This is a genomic window from Dyadobacter sp. 22481, from assembly GCF_052044875.1.
Lineage (GTDB): Bacteria > Bacteroidota > Bacteroidia > Cytophagales > Spirosomataceae > Dyadobacter > Dyadobacter endophyticus.
Map to the genome: position 1 here is coordinate 424,516 of NZ_JBQENV010000003.1, position 25,315 is coordinate 449,830.

Sequence of the window (25,315 nt, forward strand, 5' to 3'; positions counted from 1 at the left end):
CAGTACTTTCCTACTGCCGGAAATCCGCCAAGATGCGGCAGCGGGACATTCATTAGTTATAAAAAACCTTTCTAAACTATGAAAAAAAACCGATACCGAAAAAACCGGGCATCGCTTTGCTTGCTCATGAGAATTTCTTTGGCCCAGCTTATCTTTTCAATCGTCTTTTCCAGCCTCACCTACGCGGCGCACGTCAGCAAGGCGCAGGAGGTATTGGAACGGAACGTGACGCTCCACGCCGATAGGGTGGAACTGGCGAATGTGCTCGACCAGTTGGAGCAGAAAGCGAATGTAAAATTTGTGTACAGCAATAAGGCAATCCGCGCCGAGCGTCCGGTTGCGCTCCATGTCGTCAATCAGAAACTGTCGGCGGCATTACAAACACTGCTCGCACCGCTGCAAATTTCCTACCAGGTTACACCATCGGGACGCATCCTACTGAAAGCCAACAAGGAACTGCAAATCAAAAGCGCGGGGCAAGTTCCCATTCAGATGAGGGATATGCTCGCGCAGTTACTGAAAGGCAAGGTAAGCGACGAGAGCGGCGAAGGCCTCCCGGGCGTGAGCGTGCGTCTGAAAGGCACCCAGCTGGGTACATTGACGGACGCCTCCGGCAATTTCGAGCTCGAAGTGAGTAATGTGGAAGCCGTGCTGGTATTCAGCTTTGTAGGCTACAAAACGCAGGAAATCGCTGCGGGTGACCGGGCGGTAATTAATGTATCGATGGCTCCCGACTTCAAATCACTCAACGAAGTGGTGGTGATCGGGTACGGTAGTTCGCGGAAGCAGGACGTAGTCGGCTCGGTGGATATTGTATCCTCGAAAGACGCCGGCGCTACCACCGCCACTAATCCTTCGCAGTTGTTGATCGGGAAATCGGCCGGTGTGCAGGTATTGCAATCGAACGGCACGCCGGGTTCCGACGCCCAGATCCTCATCCGCGGTACCGGCTCTTTTACCGGCGTCGATCCGCTTTACGTAATCGACGGTATCCAGGGCAGCAAAACGATGTTCAACACGCTGGCGACCCAAGATATCGAAAACATCACGATCCTCAAAGACGCTTCATCCACGGCGATTTACGGTTCGGCAGCGGCCAACGGCGTCGTGATCATCACTACCAAAAAAGGAAAATCGGGCGCGCCGCGCATCAATTTCAATACCCAATGGGGCGTCGCCAAGGCATGGAAAACGCTGGATTTGCTCAATGCGTCGCAGTATATCGACCTGCTGAAAGATTTTGCGGCAACGACCAATTCCGCCTTGCCCGCGAAATTCAATACGCCGGATGTAACCACTGACCGTACCGATTGGCAGAAAGAAATATTCAGGTCCGGGCTCGTTTCGCAAAATGACCTGAACATCAGCGGCGGAGGCGAAAAAGTAGCTTACAATTTCTCGTTGGGTTATATCAAACAACAAGCTATTGTCAAGAATTTCACCAACAGCAGACTGAATGCGCGGTTTGCGCTGGACGAAACTTTGGGGCGCTTTCATTTGGGACAAAGCCTGAATATCCGCTATACCAAGGACGACGGACAGCTAGCGAGCATTTCCGACGCGGTGTATTATGCACCCTACAAGCCCATTTTTGACGCTACGGTTCCGGGCGGCTACTCCAATACCACCAATGTCGACGATTTCAGCAACGGTAACAACCCGCTTGCGGCTATTAACCTGAACCACCCTGTCAATACCGGCTTCGTGTTCTTCCCGCAGGTATTTGCCGAAGTGGATATCATCGGCGGATTGCGGTTCAGGACGCAGCTTTCGGCAGAGATCGGCGGCGGCAAGACCCGGAGCTACCAGTATGGCTACACGGGGGGTAACAACCTGACCAACCCACAACAGGCTACCCTGGGGTTCAACAACTACTCGTTTTACACGCTTGAAAACTACTTTTCCTATAATAAGGTATTTGGCAAACACAGTGTTTCTGCAACGCTCGGTAACAGCTATCTCGACCCGGGAAATTCGTCGGGCCTCAATGCGACCGGTACGAAAATCCCGAATGATGCCATTCAGAATATCAGCGTAGCGCAATCACAGGCGGTCACCGGTTCCAATTATGGCTATGCGCGCTCATCGGTTATCTCCTATTTCGCACGTTTGGGCTATACTTTCGACGACAAATACATCCTTACGGGAAGTTTCCGCCGCGACGGCGCTTCGAACTTCGGTGCCAACAACCGGTTTGGAAATTTCTACGGATTGGGCGTTGCATGGCGCTTTATCGACGAAGAGTTTATCAAGAACAACCTGAACTTCCTCAGCGATGGCAAGTTGCGGCTCGGACTTGGCAGAACGGGTAACAACACGATCCCGACCACAGGCGTGACGTCGGTACTTACTTACAGCGGTAGCCCTAATGGTAACCTGGTCTATTCACTGGGCACCAATGAAGGATTTAATCCAGGCACGACCATCAACACGTTATCCAACCCGAACATCCGCTGGGAGTCGACCGACCAGACCGACATTGGCCTCGACCTCGGGTTCCTCAGCAACCGCGTGAGCGTTACCGTTGACTGGTATAACCGCAAAAGCTCCGGCTTGCTGGTGAGTGTGCCGGTTTCCGGAAGCACGGGAGCATCGGGCAGCGGCGGGCAACCGAGCAAGTATGCCAATGCGGCCAGCGCGCAAAACAAAGGGGTGGAGTTCTCGGTAGGCTACCGCGACCAGGCACGGGGAGGTTTCCAATATAATGTAAGTGCCAATCTTGCCTACAACAAAAACATCGTCAATTCCCTTGGAAGCGAATTTGCCGCTCCTATTCAGGCAGGCGCATTCAGTAACCTTCCTACGTTCACCTACACGGCTGCCGGTTCGGCCATCGGGTCGTTCTTTGGTTATGAGGTAGCGCATGTGGCCAAAGACCAGGCGGAAATCGATGCATTGAATGCAAAAGCAGCAGAGCAGGCAGGCGATGCCACTACCAAATACCAGGCTGGCCTTTTACCCGGAGATTTTATTTTTAAAGACCTCGACGGCGATGGCAAGGTTACTTCCACCGACCAGAAAATCCTGGGTAATCCTATCCCTAAGATTGTGTACGGTTTCAACGCTGGTGCGAGCTACAAAGGCTTCGATCTGAATGTGGTCATCTCGGGTGTTTCCGGTTTGAAGATTCTGAATGCATTCAAGTTCGTGACCGATAATGAATCGACGGGGCACAATGCTTCTACCGAGATCCTGAAAAGATGGCGCCAACCCGGCGATGTGGCCGAGCTCCCGCGCGCAGGGCAGAGCGCAACGGGTGATGGTAACCTCCGCCCTTCCGACTGGTGGCTTGAAAACGGCTCCTATCTGCGCCTTCGTAACGTCACTTTGGGCTATACCCTGCCCCAGAGCCTGATCAGCGGCATCAACGGCGGCAAGGTCTTCAAAAGCATCCGGGTGTATGTGGCGGCACAAAACCTTCTGACCGTCACCAAATACAAAGGTTACGATCCTGAGGTAAGCACCCAGAACGGCGGCAGCTACATCTTCTCTCGCGGTATCGACGACCGCCAGCAGTTGCCGCAGCCGAGAACTTTGCTTTGCGGCTTGCAGCTTGGGTTTTAATGGTTAGAAGAAAACTTACTTGAAGTGAACATGAAAAAGATCATATATTTCTTCCTGGGATTGACGGCCGCCGTTCAGATCGCAGGCTGTGACGAATCCAAACTGGAACTAAAAAGCCAGAGTGCGTACGATTTCGACACTTATTTTACTTCCGCCGACGGGCTTAACCAGGCGGTGGTCGCTACTTATGCTACTTTGCTCCACAACGGGCTCTGGGCACGCGAGTACTATTTCATTTTCGACTTGCTCGGCTACGAAGCAAAGAAAACGACCAACCTGCAAGGCGACATGGCGCAGCTGGCCGACTATTCGTTCGGTACCAGTCAAACACAAATCGCCCAGCTTTGGAACAGCCTGTACCGGCTTATCCTGCGGTCCAATGTTGTTATCGACCGGGCGGGCGTCTGGAATCCCACAGCAGCGGCCGATCAGCAGGCCGCGAAGCAGTACATTGCCGAAGCACGTTTTTTGCGGTCGTATGCCTATTTCAACATTGTAAACCTATGGGGGAAAGCGCCGCTGATTACTGCTTACGACAGCACCGTGGCGAATAATTATCCTTCGCGTGCTTCGGCGGAAGCGATCTGGGCGACGATCGAAAGCGACCTAAAACTGGCGGCAGCCGACCTGCCTGTATCCTACGACGCCGCAACCGGACTCGGCAGGGCAACCAGAGGCGCAGCAGTGGCATTGCTCGGAAAATCCTATTTGTACCAGAAAAAGTGGGCCCAGGCAGAAACAACGCTCGCTCAACTGACGACAGCGCCTTTCACCTATGCGCTCGACCCGTCGTACGAGAACCTGTTCAGCTCGACAAACCAGAGCAGTCCTGAAAACATTTTCCAGATCATGAATGCCAAATGGACCGACTGGGGGATTGGTAACCAGTACTACGTTTTCGGCGGGCAGGAAACATGGGGCGGCAAAGCAACCCATTCCGACCGTGCGCAGGAATATGGTTTTAAAGACTGGTTTAATGTTTACGTGCCGACTACTACCGTCAAATCGTTTCAATATCCCAATCCTGCCACCAGCGCCAATTACGTAGACCCGCGCGCGAAGTTTACTTTTTATGGCAGCAAGGAAAGCGGCGGCGACACCCAGTATTGCCAGAAATGCGCAGGCGGCCCGATCGACTTCCCATTCAAAGCCGATGATCCTCAGGGATATTATGTCTGGAAAAAATATCAGTATTACACTGAAGTCGCCTCATACGGAGGACCGCAAAGCTCGATCAACGGGCAGGTAATCCGCTATGCCGACGTGCTGCTGATGCTTGCCGAAGCGCAAATCCAGCAGGGCAAAACCGGCGCCGACCCATTGGCATTGATCAACCAGGTACGGAAACGCTCAGGCGCGGTTGCCTACACCACGCTGGGCGCACAGGCCGACGCGCTTAAAATCCTCATGCGCGAGCGTCAGGTAGAACTTTGCGGCGAACAAAGCCGGTATTTCGACCTGATCCGTTGGGGGATTGCGAAACAGACGATCAACGCGCAGCGTGCAGCCGAGCCAGGAGACGGGAAGCAACCTTTCCAGGATAAAAACGTCTTGCTCCCGATCCCCGACGTGGAAAAGAATTACAATCCGAATGTTGCCAAAGACGTAGCGAACGCCTGGAATTAATCAGCGGACGCTTTGAATTGAATTGAAAACGGGCTGTTCCCAGGGTTTGAAACCTGGGCCAGCCCGTTTCGTCATTTTGCCCCTTTCCCCAATGCATTCCCCGCGCTAACCCGATGAAATTTTTTCGTCAAATTACTATCAATAAGTAATAGAAGTAGATTGACAAGCGAATCGCTTTATAAACATTGGGTCACAACTTCTAGGTAACAGATAACACATTTTTTTACAACAGTCCGGCAGAGCAACGCGCTTGCTTTGAAGCGACTACTATGTGCATTCTTATTTTTTTAATCATAAATCAATTTCGTAAATCTAAAACCTATCAGTTATGGCAACCTTCACAATCAATTTCACTAACAATTCGAATTCGTCGGGTGATTTTTGCGTATTCCAGCAAATTCACAACAGTCCAAACCCCGACGTTTTTCCTTTGGCATGGCGTGTAGAATTTGCGCAGCCGGGAACGCGGTTAGCCATATCATGGAATACCGATCTCTATTTTTTCTGGGCTAAAACCGGCGAATTATTGCCTGGGGTAGTTTTTAATCCCGGAGCAAATGCGCCCACCGATCTGACCCGGGGAAACCAAATAACACTCACGAAGAGGGACCGTGATTACCAATTCATCGATCAGCAGGATTCTTATCAGCAAGGGTCATTACGCATCATGTCCGATGCCAGCACGGCCATCCGTAACGCCAGCATAGGCTATGGTATGTCTGGTGTACCGCAGTTCGCCGTGCAGGCACAGCCCAATATGACTTTTCAATTTACGCCCCGTTTCGAATTCTGGGTGACGTTCGGAAATCTCACGCAAGGACAGGTATTGGATCCCGACCAGATCGATAATCCGGTAAAGATTGATTTTCCGCATGGTATTTTTTCGATGAATGCTACGCTTAATGCGAACAACGCCTGGACGATCACACAGGGCCTGGATTAAGAATGACCGATTCTTAAAAATGACCATACCTTTAAATTCCTCTATCTAAAGATCTATTCCTTTGAGAACACTTCACTTTAATCTCTCCCACCTGGAAGCCCAGGAAGGGTTGATGCTCCATGCCAATTTCCAGGATTATCCGTTGCAGGCGCATACCTCGCTTACCCGGCAGCATGCAGCACAAAACAATCCGCTTTTTCAGCACCTGCATGCCGGGCGGTTAACGCATTTTGTAACGGGTGTCGATACCCCCCCATCGCGGCCGTCGCTGATACAGATTTCGGTTCCCATGGTAATTAACGGGCAAACTATACAGCATATCATAGGCATGCAAATAGCTTTGCCGGCAGAGGGTGTGGCACGGGCCCTGAAAATGATCAGCCAAAATCCCGAACCGGAAGACCAGCTGCCTCATCCCAAACTGGCGATGATTGCCGCCAAATCGTCGGGCCTGTTGCAAGCATTGCCTTCGTTGACGAGCGCTACTGGATTGGGCCAATACGTTGACCATTTCGACACTGCCGTAGCATTGCTGTTCCAGCATCCCTCGCTCATTAACCTCAATGAATCGGAACACGGCAAGATCCCTTCGTATATTATCGAACGTGCCATTACAAGGGCCATCGGGCGGGACAACGGACTTCCCAACATCCTCGAAGAACTGGGCACAAACTGGTCGACGGAAGTACCCGTTTACGAAGAAAATGCCGACGGCTCCAAAACGCACATGCAGGACCCCGACAGCCCGGGCACTTTCCTCTATACCCCGCAAATGCACCCACGGGTGATAGCGGAGATTGAAGGTGCATTGAAGTATGCTTTAACACGCGTACAGCAGGATAACGAACTCCGGGGCCAGCAATGGAATGTCCAATACGGGATTGGCGCCGATGCCAAATCCGCGCTGGCTGTCGCACCCGGCCAGCAATTGAAGGCCAACCTGAGCAAATGGATACTTTCGAACAAAACGCCGGGCAACGGGCTTACCGTTTCTCCTAATGTGCGGATTGAACCCAGCAACCCGGAAAAAGGAAGTTATGAGGGCATGGGTTTGTGGTCCGACGATCCGAAACATGAAAAAAGGGACCCGCTCAATACAGAAATGGTGGCACTGTTGCTCGCCGAAAAGGTTTATCTTAAAATCAATACACCCGATATACCGGCACTGGCATTTGTCCCCATCAAGCTCAAACAGATGGGTAACGGTGGTCCCTATATCGGCTCGATAGACCAGGGTTTGGGGACGGGGAACGTCAAGGCAAATTTTACGCTCAACTCTTCCAAATCGGGATTAGATTATACCTTAAAGTGCACCAAACTCGACCCGAATGCCAGCGCCGAATTCGCTGTGCTGGACGGAGACACGAAAAGGGTAGTGAAGCAACTCGAATGGGTCAATACCGAGGGGTCGTCCTGGCGAAATTACATTACAGTAGATTGTACCAACCACTGGCTCCGGCATTTGGGCGCCTATGTACAGTTTATCGACATGGCCGGAAATCCGATCGCGGTAGATTCGTCGTGGCCCGAGCAGCTTCCCGGATTTTTACGCCCGGGTTTTCAAAAGGATTCGACCAAGAAATACCTCGAGATGCTCGGACCGATCAGCACGGCATTTGGCATTCCGGTATCCGACGAATCCGCTACGATGCGTTTTCCCGTTCACAAAGATGCCCATACGGTGAGGTTGCTTTTAGGAGGCCTCGGGACCGGCGAATTCGACTCGGGTGTTTGTATGCCGGGGCTGACCATGACCGTGGCGCTTGAATTGGCCCTGCCCATTTTTATGCTTACCGCCGGCGCGGCCATCACCAATTCCAAATGGGTAACCGATTTGATGAAAGACAAACGAGTACTTTTTGGTGTAATCGCATTAGGCCTCACGCTCACCGGCCTGGATACCCTCCGCACGGGCGATTCGAGCAAACCGTTGCTCCGGTTGGCTAATGCGGCCGGCCCGCTGCTGCTGAAAACGGGCCTCAAAACAGTCATCACTTCGGTTGTCGCTTCGGCCACCGCAACTAAAATGCTCCCTATCGTGGGTACTGCATTTCAGGTAATGAGCGCATGTGTGTCGCTTGCCCAGCTGGGCCAGACCATCGCGGCTGTCACGCAGGCCCCTTTTGTATATCAATGCGATATTGTGGCTTCCATGGACGTGGAGATAACACTCGTTCCCGACACTACTTTTAAATACTTCCCGCACCTGGCCGTAAGCTATAAAGTACAACTCGTGTACGATAAGAGTGCGACGACACTGGTTTACAATGGCGCCCTCAGCGGCACTGTATTGAGCGATCCAATCAATGTACGCTTCAACGACGCGCCATCAGGAGGGAATGTGAAGGTATATGTATTCTTCTACGCCCGGAACGGATGGCAGGCAGGACAGGGAGAATCGGCCTGGTATGCCGCCGAGGGCAACGATGGCACCACACTTCGCATCCGGAACGTCGAAGTAGTGAACAATATCGTGCCGTTAACTAAAAAATCCATTTACAGCCATAAGGTAAAAATTGCCATTGAAAATGATGTACACGTCTGGAAGGAAAGTCCTGCTCCAACTACCACCAGAAAAACGGCAGCGCCGGACCTGAATCACGAACTGCGTAGTTTAAGCAGCATTTCCCTGGCCCAGCGCCCGACCTCATTAGGTTACAGCTGGCAGGCAACCGGACTGAATATCGCCCGTGACACCAACCCCGACGGGCCGCCGGTTAACGATTCGCTGTACATTACCCAGAATATCTCGATCCTTCAACATCCCGAGGCCGGGTATGCGGCTACCAGGGTGGGGTTTGACTATGACCCGGGCGTTGCCTACGATATTGCCACCAAAGACGATGGTACGGGACATAATTTTATCATCACCCGTGGTAGGGATGACAATTACCATTTGCGAAAGGTGAAACTGGCCTTCGATACCGGGAAGCGCCAGCCTATCCCTCCTGAATTCAATCCCCGGGATAAGGAAAGCTGGGGCAGGTTCTCTGCCACATTGCTTCGCTATGTCGTTCACCCACAAGGCTATGTATTTGGAATCAGTGCGAACAATTCGAAGATCTACAAACTAAAACTACCGGCCAAATCTACGACCGATGATCAGGCTATTTTCGCGAGTATGGCTTCCGGATTAGGTAAACGCGACGGATTGATCGACGGGCCCGTGGCTATTGCCGTCGGAATAGACGGCGTGCTGCTGGTATTGGAAAAGAACAATAACCGCATCCAGGCATTCGACATCAACTGCAACCCTGTGGCAACCTATTTCACCAACAACGGGACCAAATCATGTTTCCTTAATCTTCCCGCCAAACCCGGTGTGGAATACCTCGATCTGTCGGTCGAGGGCAAGGGCTATTTGTATGTGCTTACCGAGGAAAACGGCGGCGGCCAGCCCAATGACTATGTTTTAACCATTTATACCCCCGATGGCCAGCAACTGGTTACCACAAGTGGCGTAGCCGCAGCAAAACTGGCACTGGGCCTCGACCGTAGCTTGTATACGCTCAATTATGAATGGATTTTCGGCAAAGGCCGGCGCACCGAACCCTCCATAAGTCTTTGGGTCCCGCCGGCACCGGAAGCCCAGTTTTAACACCAGTATTCCCTCACAAAAACCAACCATTCAAGATGAACAATCTGAACGAACCCAACGAAAGCAGTGAATCAAATGACATGGAGAATCCCGGCCAGTTCGTGGCGGCATTTTTCATGTGTGTGAAGGCCGGAGACCCGTCGAGCCGGCACCGCGACGATAAGTACATAAGGGAAACACGCATGTCTCCGGCAGGCAGGCATCTTGGATTCATCAACTGGCAGTACCTTGGCCCTGATGTTCCCTCGTTCATTACCGTACTTTACCAGAGTCCGGGATCGAGCGATTTTAATGTTCAGCTAATGGCCATGCCCATGTCGGGATACAATGACTATACCGGCGCATTGGCAGAGCAAATCTGGGAAGAGGTGGACGGTATGCGCAGAAAAACCACCCGGCATTTGTGGGGCATGTTTCCTGGCCGCAGCAGGTCAGGGCTGTCTTTTAATGTCGATATGAATGGCAACAGGGTCGATATTGGGTTACGGGGCCGCAACGGCGAACGCGCGGTAGCCAGCTCGAACGGACCGGGAGAGCACCAATCCGCTTTGTGGAAATTCAACGGCGATGAGCGTAAGCTGGACATCACGATGACCAAACTCGGTCCATTCGATTATACCCTGAACATCCCCAACAAAGAAGAAATCCTTTCCGGTGACGAGCATGCCGACGCGGATTTTTTGAATATCAAGTTCTACGACATGAACCTGAGGGGCAGTAACCTGCCACGGGCCAACTTTTCAAAAGCTTCACTGGTAAATACCAAATTCGACCTGGGCGTGCTAACGGGTTGTAATTTTTCCTGGGAACATGATTCGTACCCAATGGAGGCCCTCATGAAGAAGGTTTCATTTACGAGGGCCGATTTAACCGATGCACGGTTTGACAAGCGCCCATTGGAGGATTGTAACTTCGACAAAGCTATTCTGGTCAATACGAGTTTTAAAAGGACCTATTTTAGAAACGTCAGCATTAAAGGCGCAGATTTGGCCAAAACCGATTTTTCGGAGGTAGATTTTAATGGCATTGTCATGGATGGGACCGAGAAACTGGGCCGCACGGCAGCAACAGGTACGATCTTCCGAAAAGCGACCATTCCGTATTCAATGATTGGAAAAGACTGGCAGTACCTGGATTTAAGCGAAACCAGGTTCACCGGAACGATAGGCGCTGGAAAACTTCAGGCCACCGGCGTAAAACTGGTAGGCACGCAGCTGCCCGGGGTTAACTTCGCAGAGGCTGTTTTTATTAATGCCGACCTTTCCGGGGCAAATCTGACAGGGGCTGATCTGACAGGGGCCGATTTTACTGGAGCCAATCTCACAGGTACAATCCTAACCGATGCCAAACTCAATAATGCCATTTTTACAAGAACGACGCTGGCCTCGACGGTGTTGAACAATGCTGATTTAACAGGTGCCAGGTTTACCGAACCACCCTTGTTTGGCCGCACGGTAGATAACCGTACGCGTTTACAGCGGGCTACTGTCCCCCTATCGTTTCTGGGCGCAAATTGGAGCTTTCTTGACCTTACAAAGGCTAATTTGCTCAACAAAGAACAGCTTCCGAAAGATTTGAATGCAGCTTATGTGATCCTGGACGAAGTGAACCTGAACGGGGCCGATCTGACCGGCGCCAATCTGGATCACGCACAGCTGAAAGGGACGCAATTGCCCAACAGCATCCTGACCGGGGCCAAAATGAATAACGGCATATTGATCGGAACAATCTTTACCAACTCCTACATGTGGCAGGCCGAAATGCAGAATGCCGATATTACCAATGCCGAATTTTCGGGCGCCGAACTTTGGGGGTCGAAGGCAAACCTGACGGGCGCAACTGCGGTAAATGTATCCTTTAATCACGCCTATCTGGCCAATATGGATTTTTCCAATATCAAGGATAAGGCGTTCCAGGGTTGCAATTTTGCGGATGCCTGCCTGGTCAATGCCAAGTTTATGAATACGGTACTGGGTACTTTTAATGGTAAACAGACTTCCCTGGCCAATACGTGCCTGCAAGGTGCCCAGTTCGAAGGCGCTAATCTGACGGAAGTAAACCTCACCAACGCAGCCATTGCCGCGGCAGAAGGCACTTTCGAGGCAACCATCAAGAGCAAGACCGGCGTCCAGCGCCTAACTTTTGATCCGACTGGCATTCCTAGTGCTACCACCTCCCCAAGGACAGTTTGCCCGAGTGGGGAAAGCGGCCCCTGCAATGCACAAAAATGGACGCCCAAAAGTCCAAGCCCAAGGCCAAATTCCTGGAGTTACAAGGGATTTCAGAAAAAAATCGAAGAGTAGTTTTTTGGAGGGATAGCCAATGGGGGGATGCGTATCAGCGTCCCCCTTTTTCGTTACTACCCGATCATCCGTTGCTTGTTCCCTATTATTCCGGCTTCCGCACCGACATGGTGTCGTAGCGCGTGACCGTAAAGACATCGATGGCTTTGCGGTCCGGTTTGAAAGAAGACCGATAGTTCAGGATCGTACCGGGTTTCCAATCGGTTATTTTACTTTCCTGGACGTCGGGACCCACGAGTACCGATTTGGATTTCGAATCGGTTGCTATGTATTTCAGCTCGGTATGGATGTTCACGGTGTCGGGCGTATTCCAGCTCACCTGCAATACCTTCCGGGTCGAATCGTAGGAGGCGGTACTAATGGTACGGTTGAGCAAGCCGTTTTCATAATTTGCTCCGAATGTCCTGCCATTGAACCGCAGCGGCACCGACCGGTTACCCTTGGCATCCAGTGAATACATTTCAAAATTGTACGATCCTTCCTGCAACGGATTGATCATGATCCTGACCGTATCGCCGATAAGGTCCGAGGGAACGGCGGCTTCCAGGGAATCGGCTCTATTGTTCCAGTAAAGCTTATAACCGGTCACGCGCGGATCGGCGCTGAGGACCCACAGTAGCTGCGTTCTGTTTCTACCCGATGCCACCAGCACAGTATCGCCACGCCCGGGGTAAACAATCTCCCCGCCTGCCTGGTATTTTTTGAAATCGTCCCAATCCGTACAGGATACCGACGCAAAAAGAAGCACCAGCAATCCTGTAATTTTATGTTTGATAGCCATCATAGCTCAGTTTTAAATTATTTGGTATCTCCCCAGAAGGTGAGTTCGGTAAAATGGACAAACTTGGTATCGGACCAGTTCTGGTGGATCTGCATCCGGATATAGCGCACTTTGGGTGCCGAAAGCGGGAACACAAACTCTTCCCCGGCCGACATATAAGCAATATCGTCACCGGTATTCACGCCGTAAGGGCTCCCCGACGGCTTGATCGACTCACAATCCATGAGCTTAGTCCAGCCATTGAAACTTCCGTCTGGGTTGGGTGCTTTTTCACTGCCCCACATCGTCCATTTTCGGGGGTTACCGTGTTTATAAAACCAGTCGCCCTGCCGTTGCCACAACCGGAACCGGCTCAGCTTGGCCGCCGTCCCGAGGTCGAATGTGAAATGGATCGGCATGTCGCGGTCCGAAAGCGGGATGGTGTGGAAGCCAGGTTCCGTCATCTTCTCGTCCCACAGATAGGGTATCTGCCACCCGTAACCGCTCTCTTCGTCGGTTGGCAGCACATATTCCCGGAAGCGGGTTTTATCCAGTTTCTTTTCAAAGAATGGTTTCACCTCCTTGAAAACCGTATCGGAGTAATTGTTCCAGCGGTCGCGCACATAGACCCCGAACTTCCTGCTGAGAGTATCAAATCCCCGGGCAGCAAAGGAGCCGCCTTTCATTTGCGTGTACAGGGTTTCCACCGGAATATAATCGCCATTATTATCTGCTGTAATCACCACGATCGCCAGCTTGGCCTCGGAAGCATTACTAAAAGCGACATTCACCCCGCCGAAGTCTACACCCAGTTGCAGGGAGTTGAACACAGTTTGGACGGGCGGGGCCTCCGGGGCTATTTTCACCGTGACGGGCTCCGATTTATTGTCGCTTTTATCGACGGAATACAGGGTTACCTCGTAATCACCGCCAGCGGAAAACCCTTCTACCGTCACTTTGTTGGTGTAATGCGATGCCTTCGCCTCACTCACTACACCGGTGCTTTTATTGATAGCATATTCGGCCACTACATATTGCAGGTCTTCATCTTTCGGCAGCGAATAGGTGATGGTAGCCCCGCCGGCGAAGTTGACGACCGAGGTATTCGTCACCACGCCGGGCTTCACAGCATCCGCGCCGAGGGGTTTACGGATGTCATCGGTGTCCGCACAGGAGCATAGCAATGCGAGCACCCACACGATTGAAACTAATATCGATATCTTTTTCATAGAGCGCGGTGTTTACCAGCCAGGGTTTTGAACAAGGTTCGGGTTGACAATCAGTGAGTTTTCTGAAATAGGCCAGAAATAGTCTTTGAGGCTGAAACTACTCGTATAAATCGGCTTGACCCGGTAATAGTTAACCGCCTCACGTTGGGCGATATCCCAGCCATTCACGGACCTTTGCAGGTAATTTTCCGCTACTTTCCATCTGCGCAGGTCCCAGAACCTTTTCCCTTCGAAAACCAGCTCGATCAGCCGCTCCCGCTGGATAATTTCGCGCAAGCCTTCCTTACTACTGAATTTCGAGGATTTGTTAGAGAATTTCGTCCACGACTCCACTACCCCTTTCAATCCGGCCCGGGCCCGGACCTTGTCTATCCAGCCATATACTTCGGCGGATGGTCCCTGCGATTCGTTCAATGCTTCGGCATATAGCAGGTACAGGTCCGCAAGGCGCATAATCGGGAAGGGGTAGCCCTCCACGTTGTATTGCTGTGCCGGGTCATTAATCGTGTTGTTATAATTGGCCAGTTTTTTGGGCCAGTAGCCTGTCACCGAATACAGGGAAGCCCCCTGCCTGCCACCGGTTTGACCCAGTTTTCCTTCCAGTACCCAGGTGTTGTCGTCGTCGTTTTTCCCCTGCCCGAACCAGATTCCCCCGTCAAAACCGAGATCAGCGTAGAAACGGGGCTCCCGATCGAAGTTGAGCTGTACCGTAGTATAGCCCTCCCGGATGTAATAGCGTTCGCTTTTCAATGCCTTTCGCAATGCGGTGAAACGGGTACCATATTTGTAGCTCTTGTCCTCCTCTATCGGCACTCCGTTGTTGCTGTAAAACATTTCGGCGATATGGAGCGGGGGCGCGAGCATGGAACCGATGTTTTCATTGGGAATAGTGCCGGTAAACGGACTCAGCCGGGCTTGTGACAACGACTGAAAGCCCCGGCTGCCACCACCCGTTGAATTGGAAGCACCCCATATGAGCTCGACGTTCCACTTGTCGGTGACGGCCGCTCGGATCGACATCAACCGTTGGGTAGAATCCGAAACCTTGGTGGTTACCGAACGGGGAACAAATTCGTACAGCCTGTTACCATTTGCCTCGCAGGCGGTGATCGCCTCGCGGCAGGCTTGTGCGGCCCGCTGCCATTTTTCGGGGCTGGCGGTGTTGCTGAACAGCGGCTCATTATCCTTGTTCCTGAAATTGGCATAATTCTGGTTACCATTGTAAAGCGGGCTAGCGGCCGTGGTGAGTATCTCTGCCTTGATAGCCAGCGCAATAGGCTTGGTAATCCGGCCGAGTTCCGAAAACTCATTGGGTAAAATTACCGGAAGATCCACTGCGGCTTCGTCGATCAGGCTCACGGTGTAGTTGAAAACCGAATCGACATGCTGCCGCTTTACCTTCACCTCCTCCACCGACGCCGAAATAGGAAGATTCTTTTTGATGATCGGAATCGGGCCGTACATCCGTACCAGGTAATAATGGTAATAGGCTTTCAGGAATTTCACTTCTGCCACCCATCGTTTCTTCTCAAAATCGGTGAGGTCGCGGACTTTGTCGACGTTTTCCAGAAATATATTGCATTCGCGTAGCGCCTGGAAATATTTGCTGTCCCAATAGTTGGCAATAGGTGAAACGATATTCTGCTCACCTCTTGCAATCCGGTAAAGGTTACCATTGATATTCCCCAGCACCGGGTACACGGTCGCAAATTCGTCGCCCGTCATAAAACCGGGATCGGCCCCTTCGTTACCGAATTGCGGAAGATTATTATAGCAGGTGTAGAGGTACTTTTCCGCATCTGCACGCATTTTGAATGCATTATCGATCGTCGCGACGTTATCCGGGACAATATCAAGGTATTTCCGGCAGCCCGCGGTGGTCAGCACGAGCAAGGCGGCAAGGCAAAGACTGTTGTACAGTAATTTCATAGTAGGTTGCTTAGAAATTCATATTCAAACCGATATTGAAAACCTTCTGGACCGGGTAACCCAGGCCATTCCCTCCCATTTCGGGATCCCACAGCTTGAACTTGCTGAATGTCAGCAAATTCGTCCCGTTGAAATAGATCCGAAAATTGGTCAGTTTCAGCTTTTCCAGAAAACGCCCCTTGACGGTATATCCTGCTTCCAGCGTTTTCAGGCGGATGAATGACCCGTCGCGCATGAACCAGGTGCTCCGCTGCGAATTGTTTTGGTTTTCTACGGTCGACATTCTGGGCCAAATTGCATAAATGTTACGGTTCTCTTCCGACCAGTGGCTGTCCGCAAATGCTTTCAGCAAAGCATTTTCACCGATGAGGTTGGCCGGAAAAAGCGCGTTCCCATTGTTGTCGCTGCTGTAATTGATAAAGGGAGCGGAAGCGACGGGATTGATAAAAAACGATTCCCGTCCCAGGCCTTGAAAAAAGAGCGAAAGATCAAATTGTCCGCGCCCGGCCGAAAGGCCAAACCCATAGGTAATTTCAGGTGTTTCGGGGTGGCCTATTGCCACAAAATCCGCATTGGTAATCTGCCCGTCCCGGTTAATATCCCGGTATTTGATATCCCCGGCCCCATACACCCCGAAGTTCTGGCGGGGCGAGTTCTTTACATCGTTTTCATCGATAAAGAGCCGCTCGGCAATCAATCCTCTGGGCTGATTGATCGATTGCCCTATCCTTGACAGATAACGGTCTTTATAGTCCGGCTCTTCAAAAATAGAGAACACTGTCCGGGCCATTGTCAGGTTTCCCCTTGCAACAAGCCACGCCCCGTTTTTGAAATTCTGGTTAAAATCCACCGCAAGGTCAAATCCTTTTGATTTCGCCTCTCCCACATTGGCCGACGGAATAACCGATAGCCCCATTGTGCTGGGGATAGAAGCCCTTTCCATGAGGATATTGGAACGCCGCTGTTTGTAAATCTCGGCAATGACATTCAGTTTCTGAAGAATGGAGAATTCCAATCCGAGGTTGGTCTGATGGGAGGTTTCCCAGGTAATATCCTTGTTTTCATACCGGCTGATCGACACGCCATTACGGGTAATTCCTGAATTGTACCCGAAAGACGCCCCCCTGTTCTGATTGTTCAGGTCAACCTCCGAAAGGAAAAAGAAACGCTGATCGGGCCTTCCGATGGCATCGTTACCCACTAGGCCGTACGAACTGCGTATTTTCAATTTGTTGATGAAGTGTTCCATTGGTTTCCAGAAACCCTCGTTCGATATCACCCAGGCCCCGCCGATAGTCGGGAAAAAGCCGAACTGCTTGCTCCTGTGAAAGCGCTCCGAGCCGTTATAACCGAAGTTGAATTCCGCAAAATACCGGTTATCGAACGAATAGGACAAACGCCCTGAAACACCCGTGTTCCTGCTCGGTAGCGATTGTTGCAGGGATTGTACTTGCCCCGCGCTCGAATTGTCTTTCAGGCTCTGCTGCAAGGTCGTCACCACTGTGGCATTCAGTGCGTGTACCTCGCGGAAAACCCTTGAATAATCCAGTGTACCTTGCAGGTAAAGAAAGCTTTCCAGGTTTTTCGCACCGGGTTTGTAGTTCAGGTATTCCGTGGCGGGCTCATTGAAGAACTCATTGCTGGTCTGCTGGTTAAGCCAGTTGAGCGTGTAGGTGTCCGTTTGCTTGTCGTACGAGCCGGCGTTGTAAAAATAGGGGTTGTAGGCCCTGGTAACATCGAAATACGACGACCGATTGATATTTGCCAAACCTCTCACGCTAAACCCTTTGGTAATGAAATCGAGCTTTTGGGTCAGTTCCAGCTGCGTCAGCATTTTGGACCTTGAATATTGCTTATACCCTTTCACCATATCCGCGTAAGGATTCAGGTATTGTCCGAGGTCAAAGTTCCCGAAGAGAATATGGTCAGTGGCCTCGTTGGCTTTGTCGGGTGCATAGTAGGCCGGATAGGATGTGGGACTGGTTTTCAACGCTTTCTGGTAAATGCCCGAGCCTCCGTCGATCGGGCCGTTGTAATCATCGAAATTCCCGTACAATCGCACGATCAGCTGTGTTTGCGGGCTTAGGTTGATATTGACGTTGGAGCGGACGGAGTAGCTGTTGAGCTTGACGTTATTGTTGAAATTATTCATCTTGTCCACTTTCAGCATACCATTGTCGTTGCTGAATGAGGTCGCCACGTAATACTGGGCCACTTCTCCCCCACCCGATACGCTAAGGTTCGCGCGGCGGTTCTGGGTGTACTTTTTAAAAAGCACATCGCGCCAGTCGGTCGAAGGATATACGTATGGGTTCTTGCCCTTGCCGGTATTTTCGATCTGGTTTTGCGGATATTTGATCGCCGCGAGCGGGTCGCGCGTGAGCTGGGCCTCATTATACAATTTCATGTAAGTGATCGGATCGGCCAGTTCCACATTCTGGGTCGGCATGGAAACCGAATTTTCGATCCGGAAGTTGATCTTCGCCTTCCCCGCTTTCCCCTGCTTGGTGGTCACATACACGACCCCGTTCGCACCCCGTGCCCCGTACAAGGCTGTGGCACTGGCGTCTTTCAGGATCGAAAAGCTTTCAATATCGTCGGGTTGCAGCCTGGCCAGGTCCGTTACGGTTAGTTCTACGTTGTCGACCAGTATCAGCGGTGAATTGTTGTATCCGAATGTAGTAATCCCGCGGATAAAAAACGTCGCATTGTCGACACCCGGTTCGCCGCTCCGCTGGTAGCCGATCACTCCGGAGAGACGGCCCGCGATGGCTGTCGTGAGGTTACTCGCAGGGATTTTCAGTTCGCCCGGACGGATCGTCGTCACCGCGCCCACCACCGCTTCCTTGCGCTGTTTCTGTCCGTAAGCCGTCACCACCACTTCTTCCAGCGCCTTGTTATCGACTTTAAGTACCACATTCATAATCGATTGTGCCCCTACCTGCCGCTCGTCGGAAATGTAACCCACGAAAGAGAAGATCAGGACCGCATCGTTGTCCGGAATGGCGAGGCGGTAAGTGCCGTCGGCCTCCGAGGTCGTTCCTTTTTGCGTCCCTTTCAATACGACGCTTACCCCGGGCAGTCCTTCCCCTTTTTCATCGGTAATCTTTCCGGCTATTTGCTTTTCCATGAGCGGCTCGCCCACATTAACAGGCAGCATCCCGGTTGGCCCTTTTCCTTCATCCGGCGTCCTGGAAAGGATGATCTGATTGCTCTTCACGACCTGGTAAATGATGTTTCTCGGTGAAAGCACCCGTTTCAGAAGATCTTCCAGCAATTCGTTCTTCGCTTCCAGGCTGATCTTCTCCTCGGTGGCGATCACCTGCTTTTGATAGGAGAAGGAAAGATCGCCCTGTTGTTCGATATTTTTCAGGACGGTTTTCAGTGAAGCATTCTTAACGCTTATAGATATACGTTGTTTGAGCAGCTCCTGCGAATACGTTGGAGACGCATAGCTTAGCCCGGCTGCGAACATGGCAATGAAGAGTTGTTTCATCATCATGCAAAGGAATTGAAAAACTTTTTTTTCACTCGTAAAAACGCCCATACCTGTTTTGGTTTTCATTTTTGAATAAACATCCGGGTCCGCCGGGTACGGCAAACCGTCGTCAATGGCGCATTTCTCCTCAGGTAGACAATCTGTTTTCCATAGTTGGATTAGGTTAGGTGGCGTTCGCAATGAGGCCATTGCGAAAAAAAGACATAGCTATCCGGTGCCGGATGACCGGTATGGGCAACGAAAACATGTTTTGCAATGGGTAGCGCCGGAAACGTCCGGCCGCTCTATTTATACAGGTACAGGCTCTGGAAAAAACTAACCCTTGTAACGAAATTATTTTTTGTTTTTTTATCAATTATCGAAGAAATCCACTACCTGAGCGGAAACCGGGACCTTTCCGCCATCAGAAACAACCTTTTGCATCGATCACAATCTGCGCGTCGATTTCCTTGTAGGTACCGCCTATCGTGCGGCAGATCACATCCAGGTTATCGTACAGCGATTCGTTACGGATAGAGGTCGAGATAATGCATTTGGATAATAGCTCATGGTCGCAGAGGATCTGCACGCCATATACCTTCTCCATTTCAGCAAAAACTTCGGTTGCCGGCACCTCATCGAACCGGATCTTTTTCGTCTCAGCAATCGGAGCGATCGGCAATGGTTCTTCCACCAGGTTTTTGACCAGCATTTCACTGTCGCGGTTAAACGTCCCTTTCTGATTAGGCAACAATACCAACCCGGTTGTTTCCGGATCGCCCGTCTGAATCCGGCTCTGCTTGTACACCGAAACCCGCCCGGTCCTGACATGCACGGTCACATCCTTGCTGTTCTCAAATGCCCTGATCTCGAAGCTCGTTCCCAGCACCTTCGTCACCGTCTCGTTGGCGTAAACCAGGAATGGACGGAAAGGATCTTTGGTCACATTAAAAAATGCCTCTCCGCTAAGGAAAACCTCGCGCTTCTGTTTTTGGAAATGTGTGGGATAGCTCAGTTTACTATTTTTACCTAACGTAATGACGGTTCCGTCTTCCAGGCGTACTTCCATAGCCTCATTGCCCTGGTTTTGCTTTTCAACAAGCTGGTTTTCCACTTTTGCGTGGGTAAGCAGTTCTTTGTAGGTAACCCGTTTCCGGTCTGTCCGCATGGTTTGAAAAACACCAAATGCAGCGATGAGCAACACGCAAGCCGCGATCAGGAACATTTTGAAAAGTTTCTTCCCCGGAGTTGCCGGCACGAACGGCTCCTCCCGGCTCTCTGCCGTGGATTCAATCCTTGCCCAAAGTTTCTGCTCATCTATAGAAGGTACCGCTTCCCGCTCGGCCCGGTGCAGGTCCAGCACGATTTTCGAAGCCTTTTCCAGCAGTTCTTTTTTGTCGGGATTAGCGCGGACAAATTCTTCCCACAACAATGCATCATCATCTTGCAGCACCCAGGTTATGAAAGAATCATTACTTAACAGATCCTCAATATTTAAACTTTCATCATTCATGGTCAGGGATAAATGGTACGCGCACAATTAACAGGTGCAACAATGGTTGAAAACTAACCTATCTTCCAGCATTTTTCTCAAAATCATTTACACGATCCATGCTTGCATTTCGCCCATGGGCACCAGCAGCGAGAGGATGGTCAATTCGCCGAGCCTTGTGCGCAGCACAGCATAGGCTTTATAGAGCAGGTTGCTTACGCCTTGCTTGGACAAACCCATCAGCTCCGATATTTCGTCGAGGCTCATTCCGTGGTAAAAACGCAGGTTAATGACCTCTTTTTGCCGGTCGGAAAGGCTCCCGACCGCGTGGCGCACGCGTTGCGTACGAACATCCGCGCCCTCAGAATCGATGTGCTGTTGCTCACTGGAAAGCGCCACCAGATAATCCAGGAACCCGTCGATATCTTCGGCTTGCTCAAAAATATTGTTTCTCCCATTGCGTGAAAGCCGGTTACGCAATGCGCGGAAGAGGTAAAACCGGATGTTGTCCGCATCGTTGAGATGCTCTTTTCTACGCCAAAGGTCGATGAAAAGGTCGTGTATTGCATCTTCGAGCAACTGCCTGTCGGGCGTAAGCCGGTGGCCGTAGCTGGTCAGACTCTTAACATGGCGTTGGTACAGCGACTGAAAAGCCTGCATATCCCCTTGCCTGAAACGATGCCAGATATGCAGTTCAGCACTCAAATCTGATTCAGCTCTCGTAAAAGTAGACATCCCGGTCGATCTCCGTTGGATAAATGATGTGAAGTTTTTTGACAAAGAAAAGGATTTCAATCAAACACGCTTTATTTAATTGCAAAAAATATTGAAAATATACAAAGAAAATCCATCGGGTTGTGCGCAATGGCTTTCGCCTCCACGCAACCCGATGGACATGCAAGGGGGATAGCGTACACATTGGATCCGGGGACCCGCTATTTCGTGATGATCACCTTGCTCATTTTTGTTGAACCGTCCGCGAAAACCAGCTTGATAGTGTGGAGCCCGGGTTCTGCCGTACCGATGTCAATCCCTTGCGCAGTCATCTTTTTGCTTTCCAGCAATTTAAACCCCGCCACATTGTACAAAACAACAGATTCGACGGCCGCGTAATTGTCAAGAAATAGCCTGCCGCTGGCTGGGTTAGGATAGATGCGCACTTGAAAAGTATCGCCAAAATCGACGCGCTGGATACGGCTGTATGCAAACGAGCCGTCCCTGCCCTCTACCGCGCGGTCGACCATTTTCAACCGGTAATAGTTCAGGCCCCTCCCCGGTGCCCTATCTTCAAAAATATAAGTTCTAAGCACTGTGCTTTCTCCGCTTGAAGCCTGCACTCCGATCTGGCGCCAGCCCTGACCGTCGCCGCTACGCTGAATTTCAAAGCGGTCGCTGTTGGTTTCTTCGGTCGTTGCCCACGTGAGCACCGACGACGATTCCAGCCTGCTTGCATCGAAAGAAACCAGTGTGACAGGCAAACTGACGCAGGTTACGTCGAAATTGTCGCCGGAGATAGTCCAGTTCTTACTGGTAACGAGGGACTCCCTTGCCGCAGATGCATCTGACCCATAGGTTAAACCAGTTGCCGTTAACGTCAGGCCGGCAGGGGTTGCCGCATTGGTTCCCCAGCCGATAAGGGTACTGCTGTAATGCGCGCAATCGATACCGCTGCCGGTAAACATATGGTCGATGTTTACTGCGCTGTTCAATGCCCATTTACCTAAATTTTGGTTAAATGCGGCCGCGCCATTGAACATATAATGGGCTGCGGTCACCTTGCTCATATCCCAGGCATCAAGGGATTGATTAAAGGCCGGCGCGCCGTAGAACATATATTGGGTTGTGGTTACGTTACTTACATCCCAGCCGTTAAGGGGTTGGTTGAACGCCGATGCGAATGTAAACATGCTGTTCATATCAGTAGCCGTGCTCACACTCCAGCTGTCGAGCGGTTGATCAAACGAACTGGCATAATAAAACATCCCGCCGAAATTGGCCACATTACTTACATCCCAGCTATTGAGTGGCTGATTGAAAACTGTTGCGGCAAAAAAAAGGGAGAACATATCAGTTACATTACTGACGTCCCAATTACCGAGCGGCTCGTTAAACGCCCGGGCATTGTAGAACATTTCCCTCATGTTGGTTACATGGCTTACATCCCAGTTATTGATATTGGGTGCGCTGACAAGACCGGTACAGCCTGCAAACATGGCAGACATATTCGTAACGTTGGTCAACACGGGCGCGTCTGTCGCGGAAATGGCGGATAACGTCGTGTAGTTGATGAACGCTCTTTCAAAAGTTGACCATACTGCTGTGCCCCATTGTTCTATGGCTAACACGTCTTGAAAAGAACTATTAGAAAGAATCCTATGGAAGGGTGTAGCGCCAACGGGCCTGATAGCAAGACGATAAGTACCCGGAGCTGGCATCTGCAGTCCGGTATAGTCTGTATGAACGCCAGGAATTGATCCGGAAATGCCGGCAGGAATGCTCTCATAGTAAATAGTATAGTCACCTTGTGCATCGATTATTATCCCCTTTTCAAACCCGAGTAGATCACTCGTCTTGCAAACGAAAACGAAATCGGATGGGGCAATCTGGGCACGTAAGGGTGTGTTATCAAACAATGCGAGGAAAATCAAGACAAACCGAAAGAGGCGGCCGGGGAGGGCATATTTGGTTTTAGGAAAGATCTGTATCATATAACGTCTGGTTAGCTTTTCTGTTGGCTGTTTAACGCATCGAAGATATTCGATGCCCCATATTATGACGTACTCATTAAAACTATACGACTGTCGAATAATCGCGACGGACACATATACGGCGACCGGGAGGGGGTATTGAAGACAAACATTATTTTATTTCTTTGTATTAATTGGTTACATTTTGCACGTTATCCGACCGTCTCAGCCACTTGAAATCAATCCGCCAATACGCCAAATTCATTTGGGTTCTGTTGCTTACCACCGCATGTTTGCCCGGTGGGCACGAGCTCGTTGGCATATGGCACACCGAATTGGAGACAATCCCCGGATTTCGAAGCGCGCTGGACATCCAGCTGAGTCAGGAAATCACGGGCAAATGGAGCGGGCGGTTCGAGATACCGGAACTGATGGCGGCCAGCGAGCTGCAAGCTGTCATCGTGCGGGATTCGAAGGTCGAGCTGAACCTCGGCGGCGGGGCGGCATTTAAAGGTGCGCTTTCCGGTGACAAAAAGACGATCAAAGGTGTGCTGAGCCTCCCTGGACAAAAGCCTGAAAATTTGACATTTACCAAATTTTCGCATTGGTCGGCCCAGGTACCTGCCCGGACCGGCAAAGACGGCCAGCCCGTGAAAAGCTGGAAATACCAGCCTCCAATGGCAACCGGCGATGGCTGGCGGGTAGGGCCGTTGCCTAAAACAGTGGTGGGTTCGGAACCATTGAATGAGCTGTTCGACCAAATTCTGCAAGGAAAATTCCACGGCCTCGACGCCTTTCTGGTAGCCCAGCATGGTGAGCTGGTCCTCCAAGAATACTTCTACCTGGGCGGCCGGGAGCGGCTGCACAGCATCCAGTCGGCTACCAAAAGTGTAACATCACTCCTGTTCGGCATCGCGCACGACCAGGGCCTGATCAAAAATCTGGACAAGCCATTGAAAAGCTATTTCCCACAATACGCCGACTCTACCGAAAAAAGCACCTCATCGCCGACTTTGCGGCATGCGCTGACAATGTCCGCAGCCCTGGACTGGACGGAGGACATTCCGTATTCCGACCCCAAAAATGACGCCGTGCGGATGAACCAGAGCAGCGATCTGTACAAATATGTTTTATCCAAAAAACCCGACCCGGTGGACAAGCCGGGCAGCAGGTTCGAATACAATAGCGGCCTATCGATCCTTTTGGGCGGTGTTTTATTGAATGCCACGGGAAAGCCGGCCGATACCTACGCCAGGGAAACACTTTTCAAGTCCCTGGGCATAGATCATTTCGCCTGGACTATCCTGGGCGGTAAAGTGCACACCGGCGGCGGGCTGTTCCTCCGGCCAAGGGATCTGCTGAAAATCGGACAGATGGTGCTCGACAGCGGAAAATGGAATGGCCAACAGGTTGTTTCCAAAGACTGGATCAAAGAAAGCACGGCGTTTGTCCTGCCAATTACCAAAGAGAACAAGGACTTTGGCTACGGCTACCAATGGTGGCGCGGAACGGCCAGGACCGGTGTCAACGCGTTCCCGGTCATATATGCGGCCGGTTATGGAGGGCAAATGCTGTATATCGTTCCGGATCTCGACCTGGTGGTGCTCACATTCCACCACAACCCCACCGACAACAACGGCTCCCATAGCATTACCTGGAAGAACATGGAAAGTGTTGTTATTCCTTCATTCAGGTGATCATTTGTA

At 51.2% G+C, this 25,315-nt stretch carries 13 protein-coding genes; 6 read left to right on the top strand and 7 right to left on the bottom strand.

Features of this window, described 5'->3' with window-relative positions; all coding sequences use genetic code 11:
• Window positions 1–78 precede the first annotated feature (78 nt).
• The 5 genes from ACTJJJ_RS20645 (at window position 79) to ACTJJJ_RS20665 (ending at window position 12,034) form a co-directional block, all read left to right on the top strand.
• Window positions 79–3,564, top strand: coding sequence for a SusC/RagA family TonB-linked outer membrane protein (locus tag ACTJJJ_RS20645; RefSeq protein ID WP_440702873.1), 3,486 nt, complete (start codon window positions 79–81; stop codon window positions 3,562–3,564).
• Window positions 3,565–3,594: 30 nt separating this feature from the next.
• Window positions 3,595–5,190, top strand: coding sequence for a RagB/SusD family nutrient uptake outer membrane protein (locus ACTJJJ_RS20650; RefSeq protein WP_440702874.1), 1,596 nt, complete (start codon window positions 3,595–3,597; stop codon window positions 5,188–5,190).
• A 328-nt stretch (window positions 5,191–5,518) separates the two neighbouring features.
• A complete protein-coding gene (locus ACTJJJ_RS20655; RefSeq protein ID WP_440702875.1) occupies window positions 5,519–6,133 on the top strand; it encodes a hypothetical protein in 615 nt (204 codons plus the stop codon).
• Between the two features lie 61 nt (window positions 6,134–6,194).
• Window positions 6,195–9,731 carry a hypothetical protein gene (locus ACTJJJ_RS20660; protein ID WP_440702876.1) on the top strand — a complete coding sequence of 1,179 codons (3,537 nt, stop codon included), beginning with the start codon at window positions 6,195–6,197 and terminating at the stop codon, window positions 9,729–9,731.
• Between the two features lie 35 nt (window positions 9,732–9,766).
• Window positions 9,767–12,034, top strand: a complete 2,268-nt coding sequence (locus ACTJJJ_RS20665) for a pentapeptide repeat-containing protein (RefSeq protein WP_440702877.1) — start codon at window positions 9,767–9,769, stop codon at window positions 12,032–12,034.
• A gap of 85 nt (window positions 12,035–12,119) precedes the next feature.
• Here ACTJJJ_RS20665 and ACTJJJ_RS20670 read toward each other — a convergent pair whose 3' ends face one another.
• From ACTJJJ_RS20670 to ACTJJJ_RS20700, 7 genes are all read right to left on the bottom strand, one after another.
• Window positions 12,120–12,818 carry a DUF4998 domain-containing protein gene (locus tag ACTJJJ_RS20670; RefSeq protein WP_440702878.1) on the bottom strand — a complete coding sequence of 233 codons (699 nt, stop codon included), beginning with the start codon at window positions 12,816–12,818 and terminating at the stop codon, window positions 12,120–12,122.
• A 14-nt stretch (window positions 12,819–12,832) separates the two neighbouring features.
• On the bottom strand, window positions 12,833–14,023 hold the full coding sequence (locus tag ACTJJJ_RS20675) for a DUF5000 domain-containing lipoprotein (protein ID WP_440702879.1): 1,191 nt from the start codon (window positions 14,021–14,023) through the stop codon (window positions 12,833–12,835).
• A 12-nt stretch (window positions 14,024–14,035) separates the two neighbouring features.
• Entirely contained in the window at window positions 14,036–15,952 is a 1,917-nt protein-coding gene (locus ACTJJJ_RS20680) for a RagB/SusD family nutrient uptake outer membrane protein (RefSeq protein WP_188937607.1), read from the bottom strand.
• Between the two features lie 10 nt (window positions 15,953–15,962).
• A complete protein-coding gene (locus ACTJJJ_RS20685; RefSeq protein WP_440702880.1) occupies window positions 15,963–19,517 on the bottom strand; it encodes a SusC/RagA family TonB-linked outer membrane protein in 3,555 nt (1,184 codons plus the stop codon).
• A gap of 337 nt (window positions 19,518–19,854) precedes the next feature.
• Window positions 19,855–20,943: a FecR family protein gene (locus tag ACTJJJ_RS20690; RefSeq protein WP_440702881.1), complete on the bottom strand. Its 1,089-nt coding sequence runs from the start codon at window positions 20,941–20,943 to the stop codon at window positions 19,855–19,857.
• An 87-nt stretch (window positions 20,944–21,030) separates the two neighbouring features.
• On the bottom strand, window positions 21,031–21,657 hold the full coding sequence (locus ACTJJJ_RS20695; RefSeq protein WP_188937602.1) for a sigma-70 family RNA polymerase sigma factor: 627 nt from the start codon (window positions 21,655–21,657) through the stop codon (window positions 21,031–21,033).
• Between the two features lie 200 nt (window positions 21,658–21,857).
• Window positions 21,858–23,630, bottom strand: coding sequence for a BspA family leucine-rich repeat surface protein (locus ACTJJJ_RS20700; RefSeq protein WP_440702882.1), 1,773 nt, complete (start codon window positions 23,628–23,630; stop codon window positions 21,858–21,860).
• A 212-nt stretch (window positions 23,631–23,842) separates the two neighbouring features.
• Between ACTJJJ_RS20700 and ACTJJJ_RS20705 the strand changes: the two genes are divergently transcribed.
• Complete coding sequence (locus tag ACTJJJ_RS20705; RefSeq protein ID WP_440702883.1) at window positions 23,843–25,306, top strand: serine hydrolase domain-containing protein; 1,464 nt, start codon at window positions 23,843–23,845, stop codon at window positions 25,304–25,306.
• Window positions 25,307–25,315: the final 9 nt, after the last annotated feature.